At 64.5% G+C, this 24,167-nt stretch carries 28 protein-coding genes; 24 read left to right on the forward strand and 4 right to left on the reverse strand.

The genetic code is table 11. The features are described 5' to 3' along the window. Positions 1-2,076: a T6SS phospholipase effector Tle1-like catalytic domain-containing protein gene (locus ACP92_RS24025; protein WP_167578376.1), complete on the forward strand. Its 2,076-nt coding sequence runs from the start codon at positions 1-3 to the stop codon at positions 2,074-2,076. Positions 2,077-2,397: 321 nt separating this feature from the next. Then, positions 2,398-2,583, forward strand: a complete 186-nt coding sequence (locus ACP92_RS24475) for a hypothetical protein (protein ID WP_156181703.1) — start codon at positions 2,398-2,400, stop codon at positions 2,581-2,583. Positions 2,584-2,593: 10 nt separating this feature from the next. On the opposite strand, the gene ACP92_RS03845 is transcribed toward ACP92_RS24475, so the two are convergent. Together ACP92_RS03845 and ACP92_RS03850 are read right to left on the reverse strand one after the other, a co-directional pair. Then, positions 2,594-3,283, reverse strand: coding sequence for a hypothetical protein (locus tag ACP92_RS03845; RefSeq protein ID WP_013232806.1), 690 nt, complete (start codon positions 3,281-3,283; stop codon positions 2,594-2,596). A gap of 76 nt (positions 3,284-3,359) precedes the next feature. Beyond that, positions 3,360-4,676, reverse strand: coding sequence for an aminotransferase class III-fold pyridoxal phosphate-dependent enzyme (locus ACP92_RS03850; RefSeq protein ID WP_013232807.1), 1,317 nt, complete (start codon positions 4,674-4,676; stop codon positions 3,360-3,362). Positions 4,677-4,861: 185 nt separating this feature from the next. Here ACP92_RS03850 and ACP92_RS03855 point away from each other — a divergent pair, with 185 nt between their 5' ends. The 3 genes from ACP92_RS03855 (at position 4,862) to ACP92_RS03865 (ending at position 7,123) form a co-directional block, all read left to right on the forward strand. Beyond that, the gene (locus tag ACP92_RS03855) at positions 4,862-5,788 is read left to right on the forward strand and encodes a hypothetical protein (protein WP_013232808.1); all 927 of its coding nucleotides are present in this window, start codon (positions 4,862-4,864) and stop codon (positions 5,786-5,788) included. Between the two features lie 97 nt (positions 5,789-5,885). After that, the gene (locus tag ACP92_RS03860; protein WP_013232809.1) at positions 5,886-6,443 is read left to right on the forward strand and encodes a hypothetical protein; all 558 of its coding nucleotides are present in this window, start codon (positions 5,886-5,888) and stop codon (positions 6,441-6,443) included. A gap of 275 nt (positions 6,444-6,718) precedes the next feature. Continuing rightward, a complete protein-coding gene (locus tag ACP92_RS03865; RefSeq protein ID WP_013232810.1) occupies positions 6,719-7,123 on the forward strand; it encodes a CesT family type III secretion system chaperone in 405 nt (134 codons plus the stop codon). A 280-nt stretch (positions 7,124-7,403) separates the two neighbouring features. On the opposite strand, the gene ACP92_RS03870 is transcribed toward ACP92_RS03865, so the two are convergent. Next, positions 7,404-7,823: a hypothetical protein gene (locus ACP92_RS03870; protein ID WP_013232811.1), complete on the reverse strand. Its 420-nt coding sequence runs from the start codon at positions 7,821-7,823 to the stop codon at positions 7,404-7,406. 236 nt (positions 7,824-8,059) lie between these two features. Here ACP92_RS03870 and ACP92_RS24480 point away from each other — a divergent pair, with 236 nt between their 5' ends. From ACP92_RS24480 to ACP92_RS03900, 8 genes are all read left to right on the forward strand, one after another. Further along, on the forward strand, positions 8,060-8,212 hold the full coding sequence (locus ACP92_RS24480) for a hypothetical protein (protein ID WP_156181706.1): 153 nt from the start codon (positions 8,060-8,062) through the stop codon (positions 8,210-8,212). Positions 8,213-8,335: 123 nt separating this feature from the next. Next, a complete protein-coding gene (locus tag ACP92_RS03875; RefSeq protein ID WP_041310152.1) occupies positions 8,336-8,545 on the forward strand; it encodes a hypothetical protein in 210 nt (69 codons plus the stop codon). Between the two features lie 61 nt (positions 8,546-8,606). Then, a complete protein-coding gene (locus tag ACP92_RS03880) occupies positions 8,607-8,789 on the forward strand; it encodes a hypothetical protein (RefSeq protein WP_041310155.1) in 183 nt (60 codons plus the stop codon). A gap of 257 nt (positions 8,790-9,046) precedes the next feature. Further along, entirely contained in the window at positions 9,047-10,774 is a 1,728-nt protein-coding gene (locus tag ACP92_RS03885) for a hypothetical protein (RefSeq protein WP_041310158.1), read from the forward strand. Between the two features lie 63 nt (positions 10,775-10,837). Then, a complete protein-coding gene (locus ACP92_RS03890; protein ID WP_048348495.1) occupies positions 10,838-11,434 on the forward strand; it encodes a hypothetical protein in 597 nt (198 codons plus the stop codon). 65 nt (positions 11,435-11,499) lie between these two features. Continuing rightward, positions 11,500-11,628, forward strand: coding sequence for a hypothetical protein (locus tag ACP92_RS25160; RefSeq protein WP_269147546.1), 129 nt, complete (start codon positions 11,500-11,502; stop codon positions 11,626-11,628). 34 nt (positions 11,629-11,662) lie between these two features. Further along, positions 11,663-13,234, forward strand: a complete 1,572-nt coding sequence (locus ACP92_RS03895; protein ID WP_013232814.1) for a class I SAM-dependent methyltransferase — start codon at positions 11,663-11,665, stop codon at positions 13,232-13,234. Between the two features lie 157 nt (positions 13,235-13,391). Continuing rightward, positions 13,392-13,811, forward strand: coding sequence for a hypothetical protein (locus ACP92_RS03900; RefSeq protein WP_049788044.1), 420 nt, complete (start codon positions 13,392-13,394; stop codon positions 13,809-13,811). Between the two features lie 76 nt (positions 13,812-13,887). Here ACP92_RS03900 and ACP92_RS03905 read toward each other — a convergent pair whose 3' ends face one another. Then, a complete protein-coding gene (locus ACP92_RS03905; protein WP_013232816.1) occupies positions 13,888-14,622 on the reverse strand; it encodes an RNA polymerase sigma factor in 735 nt (244 codons plus the stop codon). Positions 14,623-14,857: 235 nt separating this feature from the next. On the opposite strand from ACP92_RS03905, the gene ACP92_RS03910 reads away from it, so the two are divergent. The 11 genes from ACP92_RS03910 to ACP92_RS03960 all read left to right on the forward strand — a co-directional run bounded on the left by ACP92_RS03910 (position 14,858) and on the right by ACP92_RS03960 (position 24,166). Continuing rightward, entirely contained in the window at positions 14,858-15,907 is a 1,050-nt protein-coding gene (locus tag ACP92_RS03910) for a hypothetical protein (RefSeq protein ID WP_013232817.1), read from the forward strand. 48 nt (positions 15,908-15,955) lie between these two features. Further along, on the forward strand, positions 15,956-16,339 hold the full coding sequence (locus tag ACP92_RS03915; RefSeq protein WP_013232818.1) for a hypothetical protein: 384 nt from the start codon (positions 15,956-15,958) through the stop codon (positions 16,337-16,339). Between the two features lie 22 nt (positions 16,340-16,361). Further along, on the forward strand, positions 16,362-16,673 hold the full coding sequence (locus tag ACP92_RS03920; RefSeq protein ID WP_232284898.1) for a hypothetical protein: 312 nt from the start codon (positions 16,362-16,364) through the stop codon (positions 16,671-16,673). Then, positions 16,670-17,125, forward strand: coding sequence for a hypothetical protein (locus ACP92_RS03925; RefSeq protein ID WP_013232820.1), 456 nt, complete (start codon positions 16,670-16,672; stop codon positions 17,123-17,125). Before ACP92_RS03920 ends, ACP92_RS03925 begins: the two co-directional genes overlap by 4 nt. Continuing rightward, entirely contained in the window at positions 17,103-17,402 is a 300-nt protein-coding gene (locus ACP92_RS03930; RefSeq protein WP_013232821.1) for a hypothetical protein, read from the forward strand. Before ACP92_RS03925 ends, ACP92_RS03930 begins: the two co-directional genes overlap by 23 nt. Positions 17,403-17,448: 46 nt before the next feature. After that, positions 17,449-19,536, forward strand: coding sequence for a type III secretion system export apparatus subunit SctV (gene sctV, locus ACP92_RS03935; RefSeq protein WP_013232822.1), 2,088 nt, complete (start codon positions 17,449-17,451; stop codon positions 19,534-19,536). A gap of 184 nt (positions 19,537-19,720) precedes the next feature. Beyond that, entirely contained in the window at positions 19,721-20,620 is a 900-nt protein-coding gene (locus ACP92_RS03940; protein ID WP_013232823.1) for a hypothetical protein, read from the forward strand. 86 nt (positions 20,621-20,706) lie between these two features. Next, positions 20,707-21,153 carry a hypothetical protein gene (locus ACP92_RS03945; protein ID WP_232284899.1) on the forward strand — a complete coding sequence of 149 codons (447 nt, stop codon included), beginning with the start codon at positions 20,707-20,709 and terminating at the stop codon, positions 21,151-21,153. Between the two features lie 93 nt (positions 21,154-21,246). Continuing rightward, entirely contained in the window at positions 21,247-22,281 is a 1,035-nt protein-coding gene (locus tag ACP92_RS03950; RefSeq protein WP_013232825.1) for an FHA domain-containing protein, read from the forward strand. Then, positions 22,275-23,657, forward strand: coding sequence for a FliI/YscN family ATPase (locus ACP92_RS03955; RefSeq protein WP_013232826.1), 1,383 nt, complete (start codon positions 22,275-22,277; stop codon positions 23,655-23,657). The genes ACP92_RS03950 and ACP92_RS03955 overlap by 7 nt, the downstream gene beginning before the upstream one ends. Positions 23,658-23,671: 14 nt before the next feature. Next, complete coding sequence (locus ACP92_RS03960) at positions 23,672-24,166, forward strand: hypothetical protein (protein ID WP_156181710.1); 495 nt, start codon at positions 23,672-23,674, stop codon at positions 24,164-24,166. Position 24,167 lies beyond the last annotated feature (1 nt).

Raw genomic sequence — 24,167 nt, forward strand, 5'->3', positions numbered from 1 at the left:
ATGCGCTGCCTGCGCGCGCGCGGCCAGACCGAATGCAAAGGCCAACTGTTTACCGGACTCTTCTTCGACGGCACCGGCAACAACGACAAGTGGGTCGAGGATGGGCAGACCAAGAACCAGCGTCAGCGCAACAAGCACAGCAACGTGGCGCGCTTGTTCGACGCCTATATCGATGATCCGGACAATGGCTTCTTCCGCGTCTACATGCAGGGAGTAGGCACGCCCTTCGCCGAGATCGGCGACACCTTCAAGCTGGGCACCGACATTGGTGGCAGCGGTTTCGGTTACATGGGGGCTGATCGCATCAACTGGGGCATTACTTCCTTGCTCAACGCGGTCTACAGTTACGCCACTGGAGGATCGCTGTTTTCCGGAAATGAACAGAGGGATCTGGTCAATCTCATGAGCATGCAGATGCTGCAGAACGGGAACGTCAATGCCATGCCGCCGGATTGGCAGATAGGGGAATGGACGGTGCCGGGTTATCTCACCACGGCGCCGGAAAAGGTCCGACGGCTTGCGATGTACAAGACCTTCATGCAGAAGTTGGCCACGGCGGTCAAGAGCAGTCAGCGCAAGGTGGTGCAGATCAACGTTTCGGTGTTCGGTTTTTCACGCGGCGCGGCCGAGGCGCGTGCATGTTGCCATTGGCTGCATGAGTTGTTCACGCCATCCGGAGGCGCATTTGAACTGGCAGGTATTCCGATCCGCATCGGTTTCCTGGGGGTATTCGACACCGTGGCTGCTGTTGGCATCGGCGATGTCACGCCGGTGACGTTTGGCCATATGGCCTGGGCTGACAAGACCCAGAGCGTGCCGCCCGCAGTGGAGCAATGCGCCCACTTCGTGGCATTGCATGAACAGCGGGCGAGCTTTCCGCTGGAATCCTCGACAGGGTGGACCAACGTAGGCTATCCCGGGATGCACTCAGACATCGGGGGCGGCTATTTCCCCGGCGAACAGGGAAAATCCATGCCTTCCTGGGGAAAGTCACCGCATCTGTCGCAGATTCCCCTGATCGATATGCACTTCACCGCGCTCAAGGCGGGAGTTCCCTTATGGACTACCGGCGAGATTAACGCGGACCCGTCCCTGTCGGCCAGCTATGCCACCGACCCACGTCTGATCAAGAGCTATAACGACTGGCTGGCGACCAATGGCATCAAGGCCGGCAGCATCCGGGAATATACCGAAGCCCATACGCGCCAGTACCTGCGCTGGCGGGGCTCCCTGCATGAAGGAAAGGGCGGCTTGATGCTGGGCAAGCGCTTCTACCAGGATGCCGGTACCTCCGATAAGAAGGACATGCTCGAAGCAGATGTGGAATTGGGGAAAATGATCCGTGACTGGCGTGAGCGCGCCAGCCTGAATCTCGATCAACGCATGGGGCAGATGGCCCAGAAGTATGTGCGGCGGGTGTCGCCACTGACCGGGATGCTGATGGGACCGTCCAAGGATAGGCTGACGGCGCAAGAAAAGAAGTTCTACGACATCATGTGCAGCGACCCGATGCCTCCGGCCGCGTGCGTGACCTTGTTTGAAGATTACGTGCATGACTCACGGGCGGGCTTCCGGGTGATGGGCAAGCACGAACCGATCTTTTTGACTGGAGGTTATGCGCGCTTCCGTCATGTTTTTCTGCAGGGCGAAGGCGACTCGGCCACACGCAAGATCACTGAGCTGGTCGAGCGCCACGTCGGCGATCGCGCGGCGGATATGGCCGAGGATGCCCGGGACATCAAGGACTATACGGTACGTACCTACGACCGTGCGCGAGCGCGCATCGTCAGCGGCTATCACGCGGTAGAGGATGCCGCGGTACGCGCCAAGCGTGAGGTGGAAGCCAAGGCGCTGGCTGCCAAGCGGGAAATCGAGGCCCAGGCCGAGGCGGCGCGCAGGCAGGTTCAGGCCACAGCCGCGGCGGCCAAGCGTCAAGCCGTGGTGCTCAAGGACAAGACCGTGGCCGAGATCAAACGCGAAGCCGACGAAGCCCAGCGCATCTACGACGCCGCCCAGAAGCAGGTGATTCGCAAATACCAGCAGATGGAAGCGTTCTGGCACCAACACATCCATTGATCGAGGGCCGCTCGGGCCATTGTCTTGGCTTGATGCCGTTTTCAACATCAGGGAAACGCTGCGACGAAGACATCCGTCGCAGCGTTTTTTTTGATTCTGATTGAAGGTGTTGATTGCAGGAGGGTGAGACAGTCCAACGGTATTGGTCCGGCCGTTATGTCCCCACGAGCCTTGTCAGCAAGGGGCCGGTCTCTCGTATGTCGGCGCGTGGCCGGGGAACCGGCCGCGACGACGTTCCGCCGCGGCCGCTTGCGCTATTTCGGTCAGGCGCCTGACCAGGCAGAACGTCGCTCTCCTTCTTGCCGCCGAACGGAGCGCCTGTTGAACGGGCTGTTCGGCGGGAAGCGCGGTCATGTGCCGGAGGCGAAACGGGGGAATTCCTTCTCCGGCACGCCGTTCGACAACAAACCGGAGATTGTCGCGCCTGCCATGTTCATGAATGTCGCAGGCGGCCTGCCGGTTCCACGTTCCCTGATCTTTCTGTCGCCCTATCTGCTACGGGCATGAGCGCCGCGATTCAGTGCAAGGCCCGCACCCGCGCTCCGGACAGATTGGAAAACCGCCAGGCATTGGTGTCCGGGGAAAACACCGCGCATTCGTCCCCGCAGCCGGTGCTGCCCCATTGCTCGCGCAAGCAGCGCAGGTTGGCGAAGGCGGCGCGATCCAGCGCATGATGCGCGCTTTGCGCCAGACGGCTGTCGCTCCAGCCAGCGGTGATGCGCATCAGATGGCCGTAGTGGTCGCCGCCGACTCGGCTCCACCATTGCTCGACAAAATCGAAGACATCCTGCTCGATATCCAAGCGGGACATGCCGTGCAAGGTATGGCGCATGTTGATGGGCAGCGGCAAGAGCGGCGTGATCAGCAATTGCTGGTCATCCTGCAGCAGCGCCTGGGTGTCGGAAGCGGAAAACCCCAGCGCCAGCATCAGCCGCCGCTGGTGCTCGGGGCGGCCGGACAGGACGCGCTCCAGATCGATCTGTTCCAGCGGCGCGCGCTGCCAGCCGGACAGGCCGCAGCTCAACAGGTGCTGGCGATAGATCTCGGCGTCCAGGGCGGAGGCGAAAGCCAGCACTCCGCTCTCCTCTGCGGTGCGCAGGTAGAAGGTGACGTGGCTGTCGTCGCCAGGCAGTTCGCTGCCTGTGAGTCTCACCAGTCCCCACAGGGGCAGGGTCTGATCTTGATCGGCGATGTTGGTCGTTCTCATGGCGGCCTCCCAGGTTACACAGCCGTGCGGCTGCCGGATAAGCATGAGTGGCACGCCGCAGCAGGCTGGTTCCGCGCTACAGCATCCTGCGGGCGCTGGCATCGACCGCAGCGCCCAAGCGCTCGACCAGGCCGTCGATGTCGGCGTGGGTGGCGATCATCGGCGGCGCCAGCAGGATGCGCGCCGCCGATGCTCGCACCAGCACACCCTGCGCCAGCGCCTGCCGGGCGCAATCGATACCCGCCGCCGCTTCATCGGCGAAGCGCGCCCGGCGTGCGGGGTCGGGAGACAGTTGCAGGGCCGCCAGCATGCCGTTGCCCTGGATGTCGCCGACCAGAGGATGGTTGTCGAAACGCTCCCGCAGGCAGTGCTGGAGATACAGACCGGTATCGTGCTCGACCTGGCGCGCCAGGCCGCCTTCGTCCAGCGCGCGCAGGTTGGCCAGGGCGATGGCCGTTGCGGTCGGGTCGGCCTGGTCGATGCGGCCATCAACGGGAAGGGCGCCCTCGACGGCAGCCAGCGTGTCCGCCATTGGCGGTGACAGCACCAGCGCGGCCAGCGGGGCCAGGGCCGACGTCAGCCCCTGCGCCAGCAGGACGATATCCGGGCTGAAACGCAACTGCGTATGGGCAAACCATTTGCCGGTGCGACCGCAGCCACCGATGCCTTCGTCGATGCACAACAGTACGTGATGGCGGCTGCAGATGCGCTGGATCTCCGGCCAATAGCTGTAGGGCGGATGCAGCAGGCCGCTGGCTCCGGTAAAGGCGTGCGCGACGAAGGCGGCGACATGCTCCGGGCCCAGGTCGAGGATGCGCTGTTCCAGTGTGCGGGCCGCCGCCAGCCCGAATTCATATTCGTTCAGATAGCCGTCATGGCCAAACCAGTCGGGCGCGGCGATGCGCAGGCTGTCCTCCGGCGCGCTGCGGCGGCCCCGTCCCGATACAGCGGCTTCGGGTTCACCGTCATGGCAAGTGATGATGAGGCGCCGGTCGGGCTGGCCGACGGCCGTCCAGTAGTGGCGCACGGCGCGGAGCATGGCCTGCCAGGCGATTTCATGGGTGCTGGCGCTGAGCACCCGAGCACCGGCGGCGCTCAGTCGTGCAGACAAGGCCGCGTTCAGCGCCAGCTGCGCGGCTAGCGGGTCGGCAGCAGGAAGGCTCATTGGCCTTGCCGCAGCCGCCAGCGCCGCATGGCCATGGCCCAGGGTATTGCCGTACAGGCCGCAGACGCCGTCGAGCAGGCAGGCGTCATGCGCGTCCCATACCTGCATGCCGGCGCCGCGCACGATAGCGTGTCCGGCGCCCTGCGAGAGGCGGCGCAAAAAGGCGGATGACAGCGTGTGATGATCGTCCCCGGGGCGGGCCAGGGCGTGGCCGATGAAATGGTTCATGAGGGCTATATCGATACGTTGGAGAAGGCGCGACCGCTCCAGGCCGTCACGCGGACAAGGATGGGTGGGGCAGGAACAGGGCGCGGTTCCGCGATCCGCCTGCAGCACGGGATGGAACCGCAGGGCCGACAGAGACGACAGAAAGACATTGCGGCGCGGCCCTGCGTTGCGTTCTTCCAGGAGAAATGGACGTGGCCTTTCCAGTCATCGCTTTCAATCCCGCCACTGCGGCCGCCGTCACCAAGGCGCTCGCGCCCGTCGCCCGGAGCGTTAGCTCTGCGGTTTCGCAGTTCGGCGCACTGCTGCGCAAATGCACGCCCGAGAAGATGGCGCAGGCATTCTCCGCCAATCCCAGGCTGGCCGGGGCGATGGAAAAAATGGGGCCGCATCTCCAGAAGATGACGACCTCGCTGAAAAACAGCAGCGCATTCCAGCGCCTGATGCAGGGCCTGCGCGAACATGCCGGAGAGTACCTGCAGGATGCAGTCCACAACGCGACCACGGCAAGTGTGGACAAGCCGGACAGGCAGCATGACCTCAACGTCTATCAACAGCTGTTTCCGCCCGGTGCGCACACGCTGTCGTCCCAGTCGTTCAGCGGCAAGCTCAGCATGGTCAGCGCCATGGTGGGCAAGGAGCGCTGGCATGTGCTGGTCCCGGTGTCGGGTGCAGCGGGTGCACAGGGTGCATCAATGAGTCGAACGGACTGGCAAACCGGCGCCAACGGCATCCACACCTGCAAGACCTGGGAGCCCGCCACCCAGCGCAACTGGAACTGGGTGCAAAACAGGGTGGGAGACCAGATCGCCATGGGCGATCCCAAACCGGCCCAGGACGGCGGCAATATGCGCTCGGTGTTTCTTTACCCCGCCGATGGCGGGCCGGTCTCGTCCAAGCTGCTGCACCAGCAGGCCGATGGCCGCTTCAGTCTGGTCGATCCGGGCGGCGCGACCGATGCGCGGCGTCCAGGCCAGGCCAAGGCGCACGCTCAGACAGAGTTCAGGGGCGCAGCGCAGGACCAGCCAGGTTTCGTCATCGAAGTGATGGACGATGAGGTCGTGCGCGCAGCCAGCGATCGTCAGGCACTGGTGCGCAGAACGGCGCGCACCTGATTCCTGATCCGATTGAATTTCGATTGATTTCCGATGCAGTCCGACCCGCCGGCCAGTCCGGCCGTCGGACTGTATCGTCTACATGAAAGGGGGCACTATGCAAGACAAGGCCCGGTCCGGCCCTGAGCCGGAGGATATCGGGGCGATCATGGAGAGCCTGTTCGCCTCGATGAAGCAAGCCTCGCTGGAGGCGGCGGCCACCCGTGATGAGGACGTGGTCGACGCGCCTCTCGTGCCGTTCGAACCGCCATCGGTCAGCCAAGGCAATGCGCTCAATCGCGACATGCTGGACAAGCTGGCGCAAGACCCGCGTTTCGCCGGCGACGTCCAGGAACTGCGAGCGCGGGCCGAGCAAGCCTTTGCCGCATTGCTCAACGAGGCTTACCAACTGGCGCCGGTGGGCGTGAGCAGCGCCATCGCCGGTAATGTGGCCATGGGCACGACCATGGAAGTGCGTGACCTGATGTCGGCCTCGCGGCGTAATCTGTCGGGCTCTGGCAGCAGTCATGACGAGCGCAGGCTGATGTCCCAGTATCTGGTGGTGGCCGGCATTTCCAATCTTGGCCAGCCTGGGTGGGATCCCACCGTCGCCAGCTCCTATGCGGAAGAGGGCGACAATCTGATCTGCGCATTGCTGTCGCCGCCGCGCGCCTGATGCTGGGAACCAAGCCCGCTCTGGCGACCACAGATTAGTCCCAACCACTCTTTTGGAGAAAACATCATGTTGCCTATTCTCGGTGCTCTGGCGAAACCGCTTGGTCTGGACATCCTGTCCAAAGGTGTCGAAGGTCTGTTAGGTGGCGGTGATAAGAAGAAGGAAAACACGGATATCAACTGATGCCGTGGGTCTCCGCCCCGGTGCGCGCCGGGGCGGAGACACGTTGTTCCGGCGTCCGCTTGCAAGCAGGCGCCATAAGAAGAAAGAAGGGGATGTCGATACAACGCTACTGGGCGCTGGTGACCGATCTGTACCGCCAGCTTGGCATCGAGGCCGCACCGGGCATGCACCAGGCGGTTCAGCTCTGCATCGACGATGTCGATTTCATCCTGTTCTATGGTGGCGTGCTGGCGCCCGACAGTGTCGTCATGCATTGCACCTTCGGCGCACTGCCCACGGCGTCCCGGGACCGCATCCTGTTGCGCCTGCTGGAAACCCAATCCCATCTCTTCGGCGTATGCGCGCCGGTCTTTTCCTGCGATGCGGCGCAGCAGCACATTACGCTGATGTGCCGCTTTCCCTTGCGGGATGACCAGCCCACCGAATCCACTCTGGAGTTGCTGCATCTCTTCGCCGGCATGGCCATGCGCTGGCGCAAGGATCATTTCCTGGACTAGCCGGGCCTGCTTGCACGGTCTTGTGCGCGGCGCTGATCCGGATTATTAGAACGCATCTCACGCCTATTTATGAAATGGGTTCTAATCATTCCAGTCCGCTCCACCTCCATTCCAGGGGTGTTTCCTTTCCTGTTCTCCGTTCTTCCTCTTCCCTGCGTTCGCCCTTGATGCCGTTCGCACATCTCCCCCTGAAACGGACATGCCCCGCACGAGGCGGGGCATGGATCAGTGATGAGGAAGAGGATGAAGATGATGCAGAGAATGCATCATAAGCGCGGGGTCAGCCGCCGCTGATATCGCCCTGCTGTTCGCCCACACCCTCGCCCTGGACCGCACCCTTGATGGCTTGCAGGTCTTCCGGCTTCATGCCCATCAGGCCGGCCAGCTTCTTGAGTTCTTCGTCCGAGATGCTGCCATCCATCAGTTTCTTGAGCAGCTTCTGGATGTCGTCGTCACCGCCGCCGCCAGCGCCGCCAGCACCTTGCGAGCCGCCGCTCTTATCGGCGCGGTTCTGCAGCTCCTGCATGATGGCGTCCTTCTGCCATTGCGCCGTGTTCGGGTCCATCAGGCCCTTCATCAGGTCTTCGTTGGACTTGCCCTGCAAGCCTTGTTTGAAGCCATCGATCTGGCTTTGCGAGGGGGTGTCGGCGCCGCCGAGCGGACCGGTCGATCCGCCGGTGAAAGTGACATTCATGTTCATGCTCGATCCTTACAGAAAGATAAATGGGAGAGGCGTGCTCAGCGTCAGAGAGCGCGGGGTATTGCCAACGTGGGTAACGGCGCGTTGCGTCCTGGTTCCATGCGCACAAGGACAGCGCCGTGGTGATTGCCGTGCAGCGGTGGAACTGTCGTGGCCGCCGTGCCCACATAAGGGGGACCGGACTGCTGAAGGTGCGGTGCGGTATTTCTTAATTTTCTATCTGATTGGAGGTTTCTATGAGCATGAACAACGCAGCCGCCGGCGCAGGCGCATTGAAGGCAACCGGCGACATTATGTTTGGCAATCAAATGAGCTCCATGGTCGACGCGGCAAACACCTACGTGAAGTTTGACAAGAAGGGCCGCGACTACGCGATGCAGAACATTTAAGAAACAGTTCGTGCAGGAGGGTGGCGGAACCGGATTGCAGGCTATCCGGTTCCGCCGACCTGGCAGCGCGTGAGGCCACCTTCGGCGGTTTCTGTCTTTGTTACTTACGGGAGATGCTCCTCTATGTCCACTTTTCAACAGCAGATGAATGCGACGCAGGCCACGGGCAATCCGTCGATGCGCCAGGACCCGTCCAATGCCTCGGTGCAGAGCGCCCAGCTTGGATCGGAACAGGCCATGGAATTCCAGCTCTGGGTGGCCCAGCAGGCGACCTCGCTGGCCAAGCTCAAAGTGTTCAGCACCATGGCAAAGAACATCAACGATCAGCAGTAATCCCGCCGCTGCTGCGCAGGCTGCGCGGCAAAGCGGGGACTTTCCTGTCGCGAGGACCAGCATGCAGAACCTGCCCAATACATCCGATGCCTCGATCAGCCAGCGCCTGTCGGTGCGGCGCGCCGCCAGCCAGGCTGTGCGCACGGTCGAGGCGACCAATGCGGCGGCGGCCAATGTGGACAACGTCGCCATCTTCGCCAAGTTCATGAAGAAGGCCGAAGACACCGCCCAGGCCTCCATCTGAGGAGCGGCTGCGGCCGTCGCTCATCCTGCCCGCAGCGCCCGGCGTTTCGCAAGGAACGGCCGGGCGCTTGCGCTGTGCTGGCAGCGGCGGCAGCGCCGGCGAGGCGCGCCGGAACTAATGAACCCGCGCTGTCACTCATCCATCGAGTCCGCTATCCCTGTCTTTTCGCACGTCGTCGACAGGCAACGTCGAGTTCCGCAGGTAACGCGCGGTAGCGCGGCGCCGTTGTAGTTCGAGCCCAATCTATGGAGATCCGCATGTCGACAACCTTTACCATCACCACTACCCAGACCTATGTCACCGATGGGCCAGGCGCCCCGCCGGGACTGTTCAATTTCGGCAATCAGCAGTCGCAGGAATATGGCGATATCCATCTGTTCGGCAATTCGCCGGGGCAGCAGGGAGACAGTTTCCTGGACAGCCTGGATATTCCGGATGTGCTCAAGAACCTCCTGCGCGAAATGATGGGACAGGCCAGCGCCGGTGGCGGCAGCGGCAATGGATTGCCTTCCGAATCGGGCGCGGCCAAGACCATCAACCAGTTCCAGAAGGACAACAACATCGATCTGCTGTCCTCGAAACAGGTACAGCAGATGGCCCAGACTGGCTACTTCACCGACAAGGACGGCAATACCAAACAGGTGCCGCCGGAGGTCCAGCTGGCCGCCATGAAGATGATGGACAACGGCGGCGAACTGTTCAAGAAGCTGGAGTCCGCCCATAACGGCAAGCATGATGGTCTGCTCAGCCAGGTCGATTACAGCGATGCGCTGCAGGACGGCAGCCTGTCCAACACGCCCGGTCAGCGCAATACGCCCTACCAGCCCGGCCTGCCGCTGGACTTCATCCTGCAGGCGCTGATGAACGGTCATGTCTCCAAGGACCAGCCGGACGACTACGATGCGGCCAAGACCATCAACCAGTTCCAGAAGGACAACAACATCGATCTGCTGTCCTCGGAACAGATGCAGCAGATGGCGCAGACCGGCTACTTCACGGACAAGGACGGCAATACCAAACAGGTGCCGCCGGAGGTGCAGGCCGCCGCGCAAGCCTTCATGGACAACGGTGGCGAACTCTTCAAGAAGCTCGAATCGGCCCTCAACGGCAAGCATGACGGCAAGCTGAGCCAGGTCGACTTCACCGAGGCGGTCAAGGACGGCACCATTGCGCCGGGCTATGGCAACGGGAATGGCAACGGCAACGGTAACGGGAACTTCGGTTTCGGCAACGGCAACGGCAACGGTTTTGGTTTCGGTCTCGATCCCTCACAATTCGGCGGCGGCAGCAATCTGCCGGGCGGCTACGACGCGGCCAAGACCATCAACCAGTTCCAGAAGGACAACAACATCGATCTGCTGTCCTCGGAGCAGGTACAGCAGATGGCGCAGACCGGCTACTTCACCGACAAGGACGGCAATACCAAGCAGGTGACGCCGGAGGTGCAGGCCGCCGCGCAGTCCATGATGGCCAATGGCGGAGAGCTGTTCAAGCAGCTGGAGTCGGCCCTCAACGGCAAGCATGACGGCAAGCTGAGCCAGGTCGATTTCACCGAAGCAATCAAGGACGGCACCATCGCGCCGGGCTACGGCAATGGAAATGGCAACGGCAACGGTAACGGTAACGGTAACTACGGTGTCGGCAACGGCAACAACAATGGCTACGATCCGACGCAGTTCGGCGGACGTACTCTGCCGTCCGACTCCACCGCCGTCAACACCATCGAGAAGTACCAGAAGGACAACGGCATCGGCCTGATCTCGGCCGACCAGATGCTGCAGATGGCGCAGACCGGCTACTTCACCGACAAGGACGGCAATACCAAACAGGTGCCGCCCGAGGTGCAGGCCGCCGCCCAGGCCTACATGGCCAATGGCGGCGAGCTGTTCAAGAAGATCGAAGCGGCCGTCACCGGCAAGCATGATGGATTGCTCGGCCAGAACGATCCGGGACAAGCCCGCGAGGACGGTACGGTCTCTGCCTGAGTCCGCTCGCATAACGCCGCGCAGGCTGCCTTGGCTGCTTGCGCGGCATGAAAGAACAGCATCATGATCACATCCATCCGACCCATCATGGCGACGGCCACGCATGCTTCCGCCGCACGGGCCAACGCCGGCTTCTTCCGCCAGTACGGACAGTTCGCCGACAACTATTACGCCAACCCTTCCACAGAGGCGGTCACCCCGGCCTCCTCCACGCCTGCTGCGCCGATGACGCGCGCCTTGTTCAGCCCGACATCGGCGGGCGTGTTCCATCGCCTGCGCACCCCGCGCAAGGCAGGCGCAACGGTAGCCGACAAGCGGCGCGGCGATACCGTGCGCGGTCCGGCCCAGGCTGCCGCCGAGCCGCCGCCGATGCCTGGCATGGGGTCGGGCGAGGCGCGCGTGGGCGCCATTCACGAGGACAGCCGCAACGACAATCCGCTGGCGTCGGACCGGACCCGACGCACCCGCACGCCCGCCATGGCCGACCAGGCCGGCGCACCGGCCAGCCGCGCGGCCAGCCTGGCGGCGCAGCCGGCTGCCGCCGGCAACGGTGTCGGCGCTGCGCAGGCGCGGGCGGGACGCGACCGCGCCATCATCAATCTGTTCATCAGGCCGGGCGGCGATATCTATCGGGCCTACATCGGCGCTTACGCCGCCTGACGCGATCCGCGCGGCGGCGGTCAACGCTGCAGCACAGCGCTACTTTTGACGAAAGGATGCAGGCAATGAAAGCCGATTCATTCCCTCCAGACGAGGTTTCCTGGCAAGCCGGTGGCAGCCCGGCGGATGGCGCCATGCCGCTGCTGGACGAAGATTTTCCCTGGCATCGCATCCGGCGCTTGCCGCGCAAGTGAATCCAGCGAGCCCTCTCAACAAGCGGAGAACGACATGCAATGGAGCAGCGGTTACGTGCACGGGATTGATTACCCGGTAGGCTTTTTCCCGGAGCAGAGCCCCGTCCATCTCAGTTTCGCCTGCCTCGCGCAGGGTGTGGAGCCGGTCCCTCTGGACAGGGAATTCACCTATATGGAACTGGGCTGCGGCCAGGGCCTGACCTCCACCGTGCTGGCGGCGGCCAATCCCCAGGGGCGCTTCTATGCGGTCGATTTCTTGCCGACCCAGGTGCGCACTGCGCAGGATATGGCCAGCGCCGCCGGGATCGATAACCTGACGGTGCTGGAATGCAGCTTCGAACAGATGGCGCGTGGCGAGATCGATCTGCCGGCCTTCGATTTCGTGACCATGTATGGCGTCTACAGCTGGGTCGACCGCACAAACCGGGGCCACATCCTCGACTTCCTGCGCCGCTACCTCAAACCGGGCGGCATCGTCTACCTGAACTACAACGCCTTGCCCGGCTGGAGCTCGGCCTTGTCGCTGCAGCGCATGCTGCGCGAATTCGGCCGTCACGACATGTGTGATCGCCAGGCCCAGCTGCATCAGGGCGGTGCGCTGGTGCGAGCGCTGTCGCAGGCCGGCGCCGCCGCCTTCGGCGCTGCCGAGGCCACCGGCCTGCGCCGGCGTCTGCGCGCGCTGGAGAGCGATGAGCCAGGCTACCTGGCGCACGAATATCTCAACCAGGGCTGGGACGCGCTGTTTTCCATCGACGTGATCCAGGACCTGGCGCAGGCCAAGCTGGACTATGTCGGTTCGGCCGAACTGGCCTACGGTTTTCCGGAGCTGTACCTGAGCCATGCGCAGCAATCGCTACTGGCGCAGCAGCCCAATGCCGGGATGCGGGAGCTGGTATGGGACCAGATCTGCAACAGCAGCTTCCGCGAAGACATCTACGTGCGCGGGGCGCGCCGCATGAGCCCGCATCAGCGCGACGCCTGGCTGGAGCGCTGCGGGCTGGCGCTGACCGAAGCACCCTCGCGCATCACGCTGGAGCTGCCGCTGGCCATCGGCAATGTGCGCGCGGATGCGCATACCTACCAGCCGGTGATGGATGCGCTGTGCCAGCGTCCGCATTCGTTCGCCGAGCTGGCGGCATTGCCGGCGCTGCGCAAGCAGGGACGAGGATTACGCGAGATCGCGTCGATGGCGATCTTGCTGTCGGCCTCACGCCAGGCCGCCCCCTTCTTCCTGTCCGCTGCCGCACAGCCGCGCCAGGCGGCCCAGCGCCTTAACCGCCTCATCGCTGGCTGGTCGGCCGAGTCGGACTGCTTCCAGGCGCTGGCCTCGCCGCTGTTGGGCAATGGCCTGCCCTCGGGACTGTTGCAGCGGGTGGCGTTCGATCAGTTGTCCCAGGCGCAGTCGCAGCCGGAGCAATGGGTGCTGCCCATGGCGCAAGCCATCCATCGCCAGGGCACCCATCTCCAGCGCGGCGGTGCGCCATTGTCGACACGGGAGGAAATCCACGCCGAGCTATTGGCGCTGGCCCAGGCCATCTGCACGCAGCGCCTGCCGGTCTGGGCCAATCTGAACATGGCGCCGCAACAGGCGACATCGCCAGGATGAAGGCTCAGCAGTAGCCTGCTTCAGGACGTGACAGGGGGTACCGGGTTACCGGGTTCACAGGGGAGACGGCCTGAACAGGCCGTTTTCATTGCTAGAATGGCCCACATTCGCCGGCGCGCCGTACAGGGCCGCCGCCCATCCAACCAGGATCACCACCGTGGACCAACAGCACGACGATATTTCCGGCCAGGAGGTCAAGCAATTGCTGCTCGACCTGATGCAGTATTGCGACCAGCAGACCGCAGCGCGTCCCGCGCTGGAATTGCAGATCGGCGAGATCTTCACCCGCACCTCGGTAGAACCGGCCGGGGTCGATCTCTATCTTTGCGTCACCGCCACCTTGCCGCCCGTGGGCGCGCCGGCGACCGCCTTGCTGACGCCGCCTGCGGCGCTGGAGGCAGCGCCGATCAATTCCATCGACTTCCTCTGGCACGCCGATGAAGGGCGCTACGTGCTGGTGCGCAAGGTGCCGCTGCGCCTGCTCACCGATGAACGCAGCGTGATGGATGAAATCCTTGCCACGGCCGACCTGGCCGCCAGCTGCGCGCAGGAGATCGCCGCCGACGCCAAGTCCTGAACGGACCCTGGCTGGGCTGCTTGCATCGCTCCTGCGTTTCATCAGGATGACCCGGCATGCCGCCGGGCCTGCTCCCTCAACCTTCCTTGCGCCGCCCCGAACCACGGCGGGCGGCTGCCTTGTCATCGCCGTATTCCTGGCGGACGGCGGCACGCACGCGTGAGACGCGGGAGCGCACAGTGCCGATCGGGATATTCAGATGTTGCGCCGCTTCTTCATAGGTGGCGTCGCCGTCCAGCACTGCCTCGAAGGTATGGCGGATATGCGGCGGCAGTTCGCTCAGCATGTCATCGACCTTCTGGGCGATCTGGCGCAGCTCATAGACCATCGCCGGGTCGGCGCTGGCGTCGACCAGCTGCTCCATGAAGTTTTCCTCGACCATCTCATAGCGATCGGCGCTGTTGCGACGCACCTGATTGCGCGCCAGGTTCAGCCCGATGCCGAATAGCCATGTGGAAGGCTTGGACAAGCCCGAAAAGCGGTGGGCGCACTTGACCGCTTCGATGAAGGTATTCTGCACGACGTCTTCGGCGTCTTCGTGGTTGCCCACATAGCGCAGCACGAAACGCAGCAGATGGGTGCGATGCTTGGTGTACAGCGCCACGATGTCGATGGGCGCACCGGCTGGTTCGGTAGCGGCCTGCGCCGGCACTGCAGGGCCGGCCTCGACAGCGGCGGCGATGGGGAGGAGGGCAGTGGGGTTGGCGATGGTGAGGGCCTCTTCGCCTTCGTCTTCAGATGCGGCGGCTTCCAGTTCGAAAGCATGGTGGGCGTCGGACTCGCTTGCTTGCATGTGAAATGCGGTGTGCATCGTGTTCTCCTTGGCAGATCAGGTGTGTGGGATGATCGAGCGCTGCCTGCTTGTGCGTTTTTTTCAGCCGCTGCTCGTCTGGCATGGGCGCAAGATATCAGCGGCCCGACGGCCCGCATGCGTTCGTTGAACATTCGTGAGACTTTGAAGAATGTTGAGGATTTGCCGTGTGCGACAGGGAACCGCGGCAGTGTCCTTTTCCGTTTTTCTGTGCTCCACTGCGCCAGGCGCGACGATGGAACCTGCCGCCATGCCGTCGCCACCCAATGGCATCATGGCTTCCTTCAAACCATTCAATCCATCCATCGGCCAGCCGCAACCTGGCCAGGCCGGACCGGGATTTCCTCCCGGCCTGACGCCGACCCGCGGCCCTATCCACAAGCCCCACACGGGACGGCAGGCGCCAGGTGGACTGGGCAACACCGAAGTCGTCCCCTTCGATGCGATCAACATGCCGGCTGGCGTGCGATCGCTGCCGTTCTCCAGAAAGACGCTGAAGCACTTTGTCGTGCCGGTGCAGCCAAGGCAGCAGCGCGACCAGACACCAGGGCGACGCGGACGATCCGAGAAGGGCGAAAAGAAGAACGGTGAGGCGGCGGCCTCGGTGCTGGACGCGCCCGTCGATCTGGCCACGCATGCCGAGGCCGCCTTCGATCCGAGAGACGTGCTCGAGCGCAAGCTGGGGCAATCGCGCGAAAAGGATCGCGAAGCCCGCGAAGAGGTGGAAAAGAAACTCAAGGAACATGCCGTGCTGGACGCCGTGAGCACCATGCTGCGGGCGCGGCGCGAAGTCGAGGCGCGCCAGCAGGGCGGCCTGCCGGCCGCCGATCTGTTCAAGTCCAACAAGCTCAAGAATTCCGTGGCCCAGATCCTGGGTTCGCTGATCCGTAATCGCATGGGCGAGATCCGGGGTGAGTTCACCCACGTGCAAGAGGCGGTCGAGGTCGGCGATCCCAGTCTGGAGCCCCAGCGCGGCCTGCGTCGCGAACTGCGCATCATCATCGGCGCGCCGCGCGACAGCGAGGTCGAAACCGAACTGTCGGTGGCCGTCATGGCGCGCGCCCTGCAAAGGCACGCGCCTGACTGCTTCAGCGAAATGGCCGACGTGATCTGCAGCCAGATGGTCGGCGCCACGCTGAACCAGGACAACCTGCGCAAGAACCCGGTACGCAACCGGGGCGCGTACGCCCTGGCCATTTCCGATAGCAAGTGTTTCATGCAGTTGCGCTCGACCATGAGCGTGGCCAGGCAGCTGCTGGTGAACCTGTCCGAGATCAAGCCCTGAACCTGAGCCGCGGCGGACCTGCCGCGCTCATATCGATGAGGGGGAGCAATGCAAGTCAAGGTAGATGACGTCGGCCTGACCGTGATCCTGCTGACCGCCGCCGAGGCCGGCTGGGGCAAGGGCAAGGTGCCGCAGCTGATGGCGCAGATCGTCGATATCGGCGGCATCGACAAGAACGCCCGCGCGCGCGCCTATCGGCTGGTGCGCGACGCGATCGTGGAGTTGCCGCTGACGATCTGGGCGCAGGACAAGCTCAATGCACGACGCGAATTGCTGGACGAACTGAACCGGCAGGTGACCGCCTTGCAGGCCGGGATGTCGAACTTCCCGACCCCGGAGGAATTGCGCGAAGACGCATGGCGGCAGGAACTGGACACCCTCTATCGCGCCGCCGGCGACGCGCCGGCCCGCACGCCCTCGAGAAAAAGGTGAGTAGACGATGAAGGAACTGATCATGAGACTGATCGGCGAGGCCCGCATCCAGCAGGCTGTCGCCATGAGCCATGTCGACAACGGCATGCATGTGTTCGCCTATCCGCAGGAGGCGGGCATGTTGATCGCCCTGGGCGTGAGCGCCGAGGCGCCGATGCGGCCGGAGGATATCCTGCGCCGGCGCGGCGCTGAACTGCGCCTCTTCGGCGGCTGGCTGCCGGCCTTGTTCAATGATGGCGGCATCTATGTGGTGCGGCGTCTGAGCTCGGAAGAGGAAGAGGGCGGCGACGAACTCGACAGCCAGCTCGAGGCCGCGCTGGAGCTGCTCAATTGAACGCCCGCATTGCCGCCCCCGGTATTGGCCGGCAGTTGCCGGTCGATCCGGGCGAACTGGCCGAGATCCACAGCACCGAGGCGCTGACGGGGCTGCAGAAGTCGCGTCCGCTGCTGTCCAACGAAGAAGAAGCCGCCTCGCTACCCGCACTGGAATTGCCGGTCGATCCGCTGCAGCGGGTGCTCACCGAGTTGCTGGGACCGGCGCTGACCTCCGACAATCCGGTCTGGCGCGGTGACCCGGTGCCCTCGCTGCGCGGCTTGCAGCGCCTGCTGGTCGCGCATTCCCTGACCTTGCCTGAAGGGGCGGCGCGGGCGCCGCTCATGGACGCCTTGCGCCAGGTCGAACTGGCGGTGCGCATGCGCCTGCGCTGGCTGCAGATGAAGCACGCCGAAGCGCTCACCGGCGTAGCAGACACGGAGGCCGCGCATGCGCAAGAAGAGACAGCATGAGGGCATGCAGGCTGAGCTGGTCGCCGCGCTTGGCCTGGTGTGGGGACTGCTCAACGCCTACCAGTACGAAGAAGCCTATGCCCTGAGCCGCGGCTGCCTGCTGCTATGGCCGGACGATGAAAAGCTGCGGTTGATGCACGACTTCGCCGCCACCGAGGTGCTGGAACCGGTCGACCAGCAGCGCCTGCGCCGCATGCGCACGCCGCACAACGCCGCCTGGGTGGACCTGGTGCTGCGCCGGCTGCAATACGCCCAGGACAATCGGGCGCCGGCCTAGACGGCCCGGTCCGCTCCCGTCTCCAACCGATCACAGGGGAATCGCCATGAAAGCCATGGGCATCGTGATGCTGCTCAACAAATTCGCCATCCAGCTCGGCAAGCGCGCCGAATTGCTGGCGGCGGCGCTGGTCATCGGCATCGTCTTCATGCTGGTGCTGCCCATGCCGATCTGGCTGCTCGACATCCTCATCGCAATGAGCCTGTGCGCTTCCGGGCTGATCGTGGTGGTGGCCATGTACATGGCCGGGCCGACCGCCTTTTCGACCTTTCCGGCGGTGCTGCTGCTGACCACCTTGTTCCGTCTGGCGATCTCGGTGTCGACCACGCGCCTGATCCTGCTGGAAGCCGACGCCGGTCACATCGTCGAGACCTTCGGCAACTTCGTCGTCGGCGGCAACCTGGTGGTGGGGCTGGTGATCTTCCTGATCCTGACGGTGGTGCAATTCATCGTCATCACCAAGGGCTCGGAACGGGTGTCGGAAGTGTCGGCGCGTTTTTCCCTGGACGCCATGCCGGGCAAGCAGATGTCCATCGACAGCGACTTGCGCGCCGGCATCCTCACGCCCGAGGAAGCCAAGGCCAAGCGCGCCCACCTGGGCCAGGAAAGCCAGCTGCACGGCGCCATGGACGGCGCCATGAAGTTCGTCAAGGGCGACGCCATCGCCGGCATCTGCATCGTCGCCATCAACCTGATCGGCGGCATCTCGATCGGCATCATCCAGCGCGGCATGGATGCCGGCCAGGCCATGCAGGTCTATTCCATCCTCTCCATCGGCGATGCGCTGATCGCCCAGATCCCGGCGCTGCTGATCTCGCTGGGGGCCGGCATCATCACCACCCGCGTCAGCGATGATAACGAAGAGGGTGAAACCAACATCGGCCGCGACATCGTCGGCGAGCTCTTCGGCGAACCCAAGGCGCTGCTCACGGCAGCCGGGATCATGCTGCTGTTCGGCCTGATCCCGGGCATGCCGACGGTCATCTTCGTGGCGCTGGCCGTGGGCTTGTGCGTGGCCGGCGTGGTGGGCATGCTTAAGCCCCTGGCCGACGCCGAGATGGCGCGCGAATCGGAGGAGCTCGAACGCAAGAACGCCGGCATCGTCGATCTCACCAGCTTTGCCGCCACCACGCCCTTCATCCTGCGCATGAACGAGTCCATGCGTGGCAAGGCCGAAGCCGAGGTGATCCGCACGGCGGTGCGCATCATGCGCAACGCCATGCTGGAACGGCGCGGGATTCCCGACCTCAAGCCCATCGATTTCGAGTTCAGCAGCATGGTGCCGGAAGGGCGGGTGTTCTTCATGATGTCCGAGGTGCCGCTGGTGGATGCCGAGATCATGCTGGGCTGGAGCGCCACCCGGGAATCGCTGGAGCGGGTGCAGGAACTGGGCTTCCAGGGATTCGAACGCAATATTCCCGGTTCGCGCCGGCGCCGCGTCTGGGTCAAGACCGAAGACCCGGAGAAACTGGCCGAGGCGGGCCTGCTGGCCGAATCCTGGGAAAAGGTATTCGCCTCCGACATCGAAGTGGAGATGCTGCGCAACTGCCAGATGTTCGTGGGCGTGAACGAGGTGATCCGCTTCACCCGCTGGGCCGAGCGCCGTTATCCCGAGCTGGGCAAGGAAGTGGTCAAGACCGTCACCCTGCCGCGCCTGACCGAGGTGGTGCAGCGGCTCACCCGCGAAGGCGTGTCGCTGCGCAATGCGCGGCTGCTTCTGGAGACCACGCTGGACTGGGCGCCCAAGGAGCGTGATCCGGACGTCATCGCCGACTATGTGCGGCTGGCGTTCAAGCGCCAGCTCTGCTTCGAGGCCTCGCGCGAGGGACTCATCGAAGTGATCTTGCTGTCGCCGGAGCTGGAAGACCAGCTGCGCAACGCCATGCGGCAGACCAGCCAGGGCAGCTACCTGGACATCGATTCCGAACTGGAACAGATGATCCTGGACCGCCTCAACGAGCTCTCGACCAATGTCAGCACCCCGATCGTGCCGCCCGTGCTGGTCACGGCGGCCGATATCCGCCGCTCCGTGCGCAAGCTGATCGAAGAGGAATTCTTCCCCGTCCCGGTGTTTGCGTTTTCCGAGCTGACCCAGCACGCCAAGGTCAAGCCGGTGGGGATGATCGAGGTGTGAGCCCTGCGATGGCGGCGGCAGTGGTGGAACCGCATCGGCTGCGCCGACATTCATGAAGGAACCGAAGCGCAGCACGACGGCATCGTCGCCTGCGCCTAGCAGGGCGCATTGCCCACCACCGTCTCATTGCGCCACCGGCGGCCCGGCGTCTGGGCCTGCCGTCGATGGCCGCTAAGGAAGCATCATGCCTTCATTCGATATACACAATCTGTTTTCCAGTCTGCATGGCGTAGCGCCGCCAGAGGACCGCTCCAGCCAGTCGCCGCGCACCTCGCCTGAGGGGGCGTCTCGACCAGGCGGGCAAGGCTTTGCCCGCATCGCCAGCATAGTCCAGGAATTCTTCTTGAAGAGGGGGGAGAACATCCTGGCCAGCCTGCTTGAGGCCTACTCGCCCACCAGGGACACCGAGCGCGCCCTGAACGCCATCTTCCGCGGCGCCGGCTGGGATATCGGACAGTCTGCGCCGGTGCCGGGTCACGATGCCGCCTCGTCTGCGCCACAAGACCAGGCAAGGCCGGCGGACTATTTCGGCGACCGTCTGCGAGAACGCTTTCGCGGTCTCTTCGGCGATGTCATGCCTCCCAATCTGGCCGCGTTCCTGGAACAGCGGCCCCAGCAGATCTCGCGCGAACTGGAACAATTCCGGACCCAGCTACTGCACCACCGCGAACACGGCGGGCCGCCGCCGGCGCCGCCGAGATCGCTGCCCAGCCATCTGCATGCAGCGGTAGCCCAGCTCGATCCGCGCAATGCGCAGCAATACGCAGAAGACCTGCTGGAGATCGTCCAGGCTGATGGCGAGCTCCAGCAGCGCGCCAACCAGGCCACCATGCAGGGCGTGGGCCAGGTGCCGCGTCCGCGGCCAGGGCACGAGCATGGGCAAAGCGGTGGTCCGTGGGAGCCCGATCTGGCCCCCGACGGTCAACCGCAGCCGCAGGAACCGGACAGCGATGCTAGTGCGCCGGTGTACCCGCAGCCGCCGGCAGCCCCGCCGCCCTCGTCGTCCACGCTCACCTATCGCCCGCCCACGGTGCAGTCCGACAGCGAAGGCGACCACCCGCCGCCGCGTCCACCCAAGATCTGACGTCCGAAAAAAAGCGTGGCATGGTCCGCCGGATCCCTGGCATCCGGCGGCAAGCAGAAACAATCGTGGTGAAACCGGAGCATGAAATGATGAGCCTCTCAGCCAAACAGTTGCGTTCGCCGGATGCAGCGGCCCCGTCGACGCAGCCGATGACCCATGACCAAGCCATGGAGATCATCGAGCGCGCCAGCAAGGACAAATACCTCGCGCGCGATCTCGATCTGATGCGTGACAAATGCTACGCGTTCGTCAGCGACATGATGGATGAAGTGACCAAGGCGCTGGCCGAAAAGGAAAAGCACACACCGGCCCTGCTCAAGAGCCGGCCGGAGCAGGCGGTGACGGCGATCTCCTTGCGCGCGACCGCGCAGAAACGCGAAGAGACCGCCCGCAAGCGCCGCGAACTGGCCGAGGCCATGGTGCTGGGTGCGCTGCTGAACATGGACAATCCCGACTGGGACCCGCGCAATCCGGCCACCCATCGCAGCAGCGACAATTTCTTCATCGCCTTGCTCAAGAGCGCCTTCCGGTAGGAGATGGAACTGCCTTCGCACGGCGCACACAGATAGCGCGGCATGGCGCGCACGCCTTGTCGCGCCCCGCATCCGATTTGATGGAGCAAGATCATGCAAGAACTGCGCATTCTCAACGGCTATCACCGTGGCGCGACATTGCCGCTGGCCGATAGCGGCGAACGTATTCTGGGCGCAGAGGAAGACGCCGACGTGGTGCTGGCCGATCCCGGCATTGCCGGGCAGCACGCCAGGCTTGCGTTGACGCCCGAGGGCTGGACCCTGACCGCGATGGACGGCTGCCTGCGCCGGGCCGACAGCAACCGGCCGGAGTCGGCATTGCAACTGGCCTTTGGCGAGCTGGCGCGCGCCGACCGCATCTGGTTGACCGTGGTCGATCAGGATGCGCCATGGACCGACCCGCCGCCGGAGCCGGTCGATACGCCGCACTCCTCTGGCGACCAGGAGGGCCCACCAGCGGACCAGGAGACCGCGTACAGCGACGCACTGCCGCTGCCCGCTACGGATGAGGACGAGCCGCAGCAGCAGGCGCCAGCCCCGACGCCGGACGATGCCACCGCCGCCGAGCCAGCCCTGGCGCGGCGCGGCCGCGGCTATCGCATGGTGCTGCTGCCGTTCTTCATGGCCACCGCGCTGACCGGTGCGGCCGCCTATGCGCTGAGCAGCCATCCGGCGCCGGCCGATGAGCAGGCCCGGGCGCGCGCGGAAGAGCTCAAGCGGCTGGCCGCGCTGCCGCGCAAGCTGCCCGCGGCCGAGCTGGAAGCCGCGCTGCGCAAGCGCCTGGCCGAGGTCGATCTGCTCTCCCGGATGACGCTGGACCTGCGCGAGGGCGCATGGACCCTGCGCGGCGCCATGGGCGAGGACGACGCCGAGCGGCTGCAACGCATGCTGCGCGATTTTGCCAAGGCCTACGTCATCGACTTTCCCATCGACGTCAAGATCGGCAGCCCGGAATCGATGCTGCCCTTCCGCATCGTCCAGGTGCTCAACGGCAGCGATCCCAGCATCGTCACCGATGACGGCCGCCGCCTCTACGTCGGCGACGAGTATCGCGGCGTGCGCCTGGCGGCGGTGGCGGGCAACCAGATCAGATTTACCGGCAAGCAAGCCTTGAACGTGTCATGGTGAAGCGCGACGATGTCTTCCAGGCCGCGCTGGAGGGGCAACTGGCCGCGCTGCGCGCGCGTCTGCCGGCCTGGCAGGCCGCACTGCCGCTGCGTCCGGGCTTCTCCAGCCAGGGCCGGGTCGCCCAGGTGCTGGGCACCTTGATCGAGGCGCATATGCCACCAGTGCAGATCGGCGAGCTGTGCAATCTGTTCAATCCCGAGCAGCCCGGCAAGACCATGCTGGCGGAGGTGGTCGGGTTCACCGACAAGGCCTCCATCCTTTCGGCACTGAGTCCGCTGGAAGGCGTTTCCACCCGCACGGTGATCGAACCCTTGCGGCGCTCTCATTCGATCGAGGTCGGCGACCACCTGTTCGGCTGCGTGCTCGACGGCTTTGGCCGATGGATGTTCCGGGCCCCGGCCGCGCAGGAAAATGTCGCCACCTGGCGCGCCATGTCGCCGGTGATCCGCGATGCGCCGCCGGCCACCAGCCGCCCGCGCATCGCCACGCCGCTGCCTACCGGCGTGCGCGCCATCGATGGACTGCTGACCATGGGCATGGGCCAGCGTATCGGCGTCTTCGCCGGGCCGGGCTGCGGCAAGACCACGCTGATGGCGGCCATCGCGCGAGGCTGCCAGGCCGAGGCCATCGTGTTCGGCCTGATCGGCGAGCGCGGGCGCGAACTCAACGAATTCCTCGACCACGAGCTGGACGCCGAACTGATCCGCAAGACCGTGGTGGTCTGCGCCACCTCCGACCGCACCTCGATGGAACGCTCCCGCGCAGCGTTCACGGCTACCGCCATTGCCGAAGGTTTCCGCGACCGGGGAATGAAGGTATTGCTGCTGGTCGATTCGCTCACCCGCTTCGCGCGGGCGCAACGGGAGATTGGCCTGGCCGCCGGCGAACCACCGGCACGCGGCGGCTTCACGCCCTCGGTCTACACCATGCTGCCGCGTCTGATCGAACGCGCAGGCGGCACCCCCCAAGGGTCCATCACGGCCATGTATACGGTGCTGGTGGACGGCGAATCGAGCTCCGACCCGATCGGCGATGAGGCCAAGTCACTGCTGGACGGCCATATCCTGCTCACCCGCAAGCTGGCCGAACAAGGACATTACCCGGCCATCGACGTGCTGGCCAGCATCAGCCGCGTGATGAGCAACGTCACCTCGCGCGAGCATCGCCGCGCGGCCTCGCGCTTTCGTGAGCTGCTGGCGCGCTACCAGGAGATGGAATTGCTGATCCGACTGGGCGAATACAAGTCCGGCGCCGACCCGGTGGCCGACCGCGCCATGGAGTTGCGGCCGGAGCAGCTGAGCTTCCTGCGCCAGGATACCAGCGGCAGCGCCGATTTCCAGGAAACGCTGGACACCCTGATGGAGATGGCCCAATGAGGGCGGGCGCGGCCATGGACGCTGCATGGGGCAAGCCTGCGGGCAAGCGCGAAGTGGTCGATGTGGCTGAACCGAAAAGACCGGACCGCCGCCTGGACCAGTTGCTCAATGTGCGCAAGCAACGCCTTGGACGGCTGGAGCGCGAGCGCAACGAAGCGCGCTCCTCGTGGCGCACGCTGCGCACCGACCTGGGCGCGAAGACCGACCAGTGGCGCCAGGCCAGGGAGCGCGCGCAATCCGAATGGATGGCCGCGCGGGCGGCATTCTTCGGCATGACGATCACCAATGCCGATTTCAAGCGCGCCAAGACGGCCTATGAGCGCATGAAGATGGAGGCCGGCCAGATGCGCCTGGCCTGCGTGTCGCTGGCCCGCGCTTGCCGCCGGGCGGGGGACGACTATTTCATCGCCCGCCAGCGCGTCAAGGACGCCAACAAACAGCAGGAAAAACTGACCGTCCTGCGCGACGAGATGAAGGCGCTTGCCATGGCTCAGAATGAACAGGCCTGAT

The organism is Herbaspirillum seropedicae (assembly GCF_001040945.1).
GTDB lineage: Bacteria > Pseudomonadota > Gammaproteobacteria > Burkholderiales > Burkholderiaceae_D > Herbaspirillum > Herbaspirillum seropedicae.

Bases quoted from the DNA above. Each gene is read 5' to 3' on its own strand.
- ACP92_RS24025 (WP_167578376.1), top strand. From the start codon at position 1: ATGCGCTGCCTGCGCGCGCGCGGCCAGACCGAATGCAAAGGCCAACTG.
- ACP92_RS03845 (WP_013232806.1), bottom strand. From the start codon at position 3,283: ATGAGAACGACCAACATCGCCGATCAAGATCAGACCCTGCCCCTGTGG.
- ACP92_RS03850 (WP_013232807.1), bottom strand. From the start codon at position 4,676: ATGAACCATTTCATCGGCCACGCCCTGGCCCGCCCCGGGGACGATCAT.
- ACP92_RS03855 (WP_013232808.1), top strand. From the start codon at position 4,862: ATGGACGTGGCCTTTCCAGTCATCGCTTTCAATCCCGCCACTGCGGCC.
- ACP92_RS03860 (WP_013232809.1), top strand. From the start codon at position 5,886: ATGCAAGACAAGGCCCGGTCCGGCCCTGAGCCGGAGGATATCGGGGCG.
- ACP92_RS03865 (WP_013232810.1), top strand. From the start codon at position 6,719: ATGTCGATACAACGCTACTGGGCGCTGGTGACCGATCTGTACCGCCAG.
- ACP92_RS03870 (WP_013232811.1), bottom strand. From the start codon at position 7,823: ATGAACATGAATGTCACTTTCACCGGCGGATCGACCGGTCCGCTCGGC.
- ACP92_RS24480 (WP_156181706.1), top strand. From the start codon at position 8,060: ATGAGCATGAACAACGCAGCCGCCGGCGCAGGCGCATTGAAGGCAACC.
- ACP92_RS03875 (WP_041310152.1), top strand. From the start codon at position 8,336: ATGTCCACTTTTCAACAGCAGATGAATGCGACGCAGGCCACGGGCAAT.
- ACP92_RS03880 (WP_041310155.1), top strand. From the start codon at position 8,607: ATGCAGAACCTGCCCAATACATCCGATGCCTCGATCAGCCAGCGCCTG.
- ACP92_RS03885 (WP_041310158.1), top strand. From the start codon at position 9,047: ATGTCGACAACCTTTACCATCACCACTACCCAGACCTATGTCACCGAT.
- ACP92_RS03890 (WP_048348495.1), top strand. From the start codon at position 10,838: ATGATCACATCCATCCGACCCATCATGGCGACGGCCACGCATGCTTCC.
- ACP92_RS25160 (WP_269147546.1), top strand. From the start codon at position 11,500: ATGAAAGCCGATTCATTCCCTCCAGACGAGGTTTCCTGGCAAGCCGGT.
- ACP92_RS03895 (WP_013232814.1), top strand. From the start codon at position 11,663: ATGCAATGGAGCAGCGGTTACGTGCACGGGATTGATTACCCGGTAGGC.
- ACP92_RS03905 (WP_013232816.1), bottom strand. From the start codon at position 14,622: ATGCACACCGCATTTCACATGCAAGCAAGCGAGTCCGACGCCCACCAT.
- ACP92_RS03910 (WP_013232817.1), top strand. From the start codon at position 14,858: ATGGAACCTGCCGCCATGCCGTCGCCACCCAATGGCATCATGGCTTCC.
- ACP92_RS03915 (WP_013232818.1), top strand. From the start codon at position 15,956: ATGCAAGTCAAGGTAGATGACGTCGGCCTGACCGTGATCCTGCTGACC.
- ACP92_RS03920 (WP_232284898.1), top strand. From the start codon at position 16,362: ATGAGACTGATCGGCGAGGCCCGCATCCAGCAGGCTGTCGCCATGAGC.
- ACP92_RS03930 (WP_013232821.1), top strand. From the start codon at position 17,103: ATGCGCAAGAAGAGACAGCATGAGGGCATGCAGGCTGAGCTGGTCGCC.
- sctV (WP_013232822.1), top strand. From the start codon at position 17,449: ATGAAAGCCATGGGCATCGTGATGCTGCTCAACAAATTCGCCATCCAG.
- ACP92_RS03940 (WP_013232823.1), top strand. From the start codon at position 19,721: ATGCCTTCATTCGATATACACAATCTGTTTTCCAGTCTGCATGGCGTA.
- ACP92_RS03945 (WP_232284899.1), top strand. From the start codon at position 20,707: ATGATGAGCCTCTCAGCCAAACAGTTGCGTTCGCCGGATGCAGCGGCC.
- ACP92_RS03950 (WP_013232825.1), top strand. From the start codon at position 21,247: ATGCAAGAACTGCGCATTCTCAACGGCTATCACCGTGGCGCGACATTG.
- ACP92_RS03955 (WP_013232826.1), top strand. From the start codon at position 22,275: ATGGTGAAGCGCGACGATGTCTTCCAGGCCGCGCTGGAGGGGCAACTG.
- ACP92_RS03960 (WP_156181710.1), top strand. From the start codon at position 23,672: ATGGACGCTGCATGGGGCAAGCCTGCGGGCAAGCGCGAAGTGGTCGAT.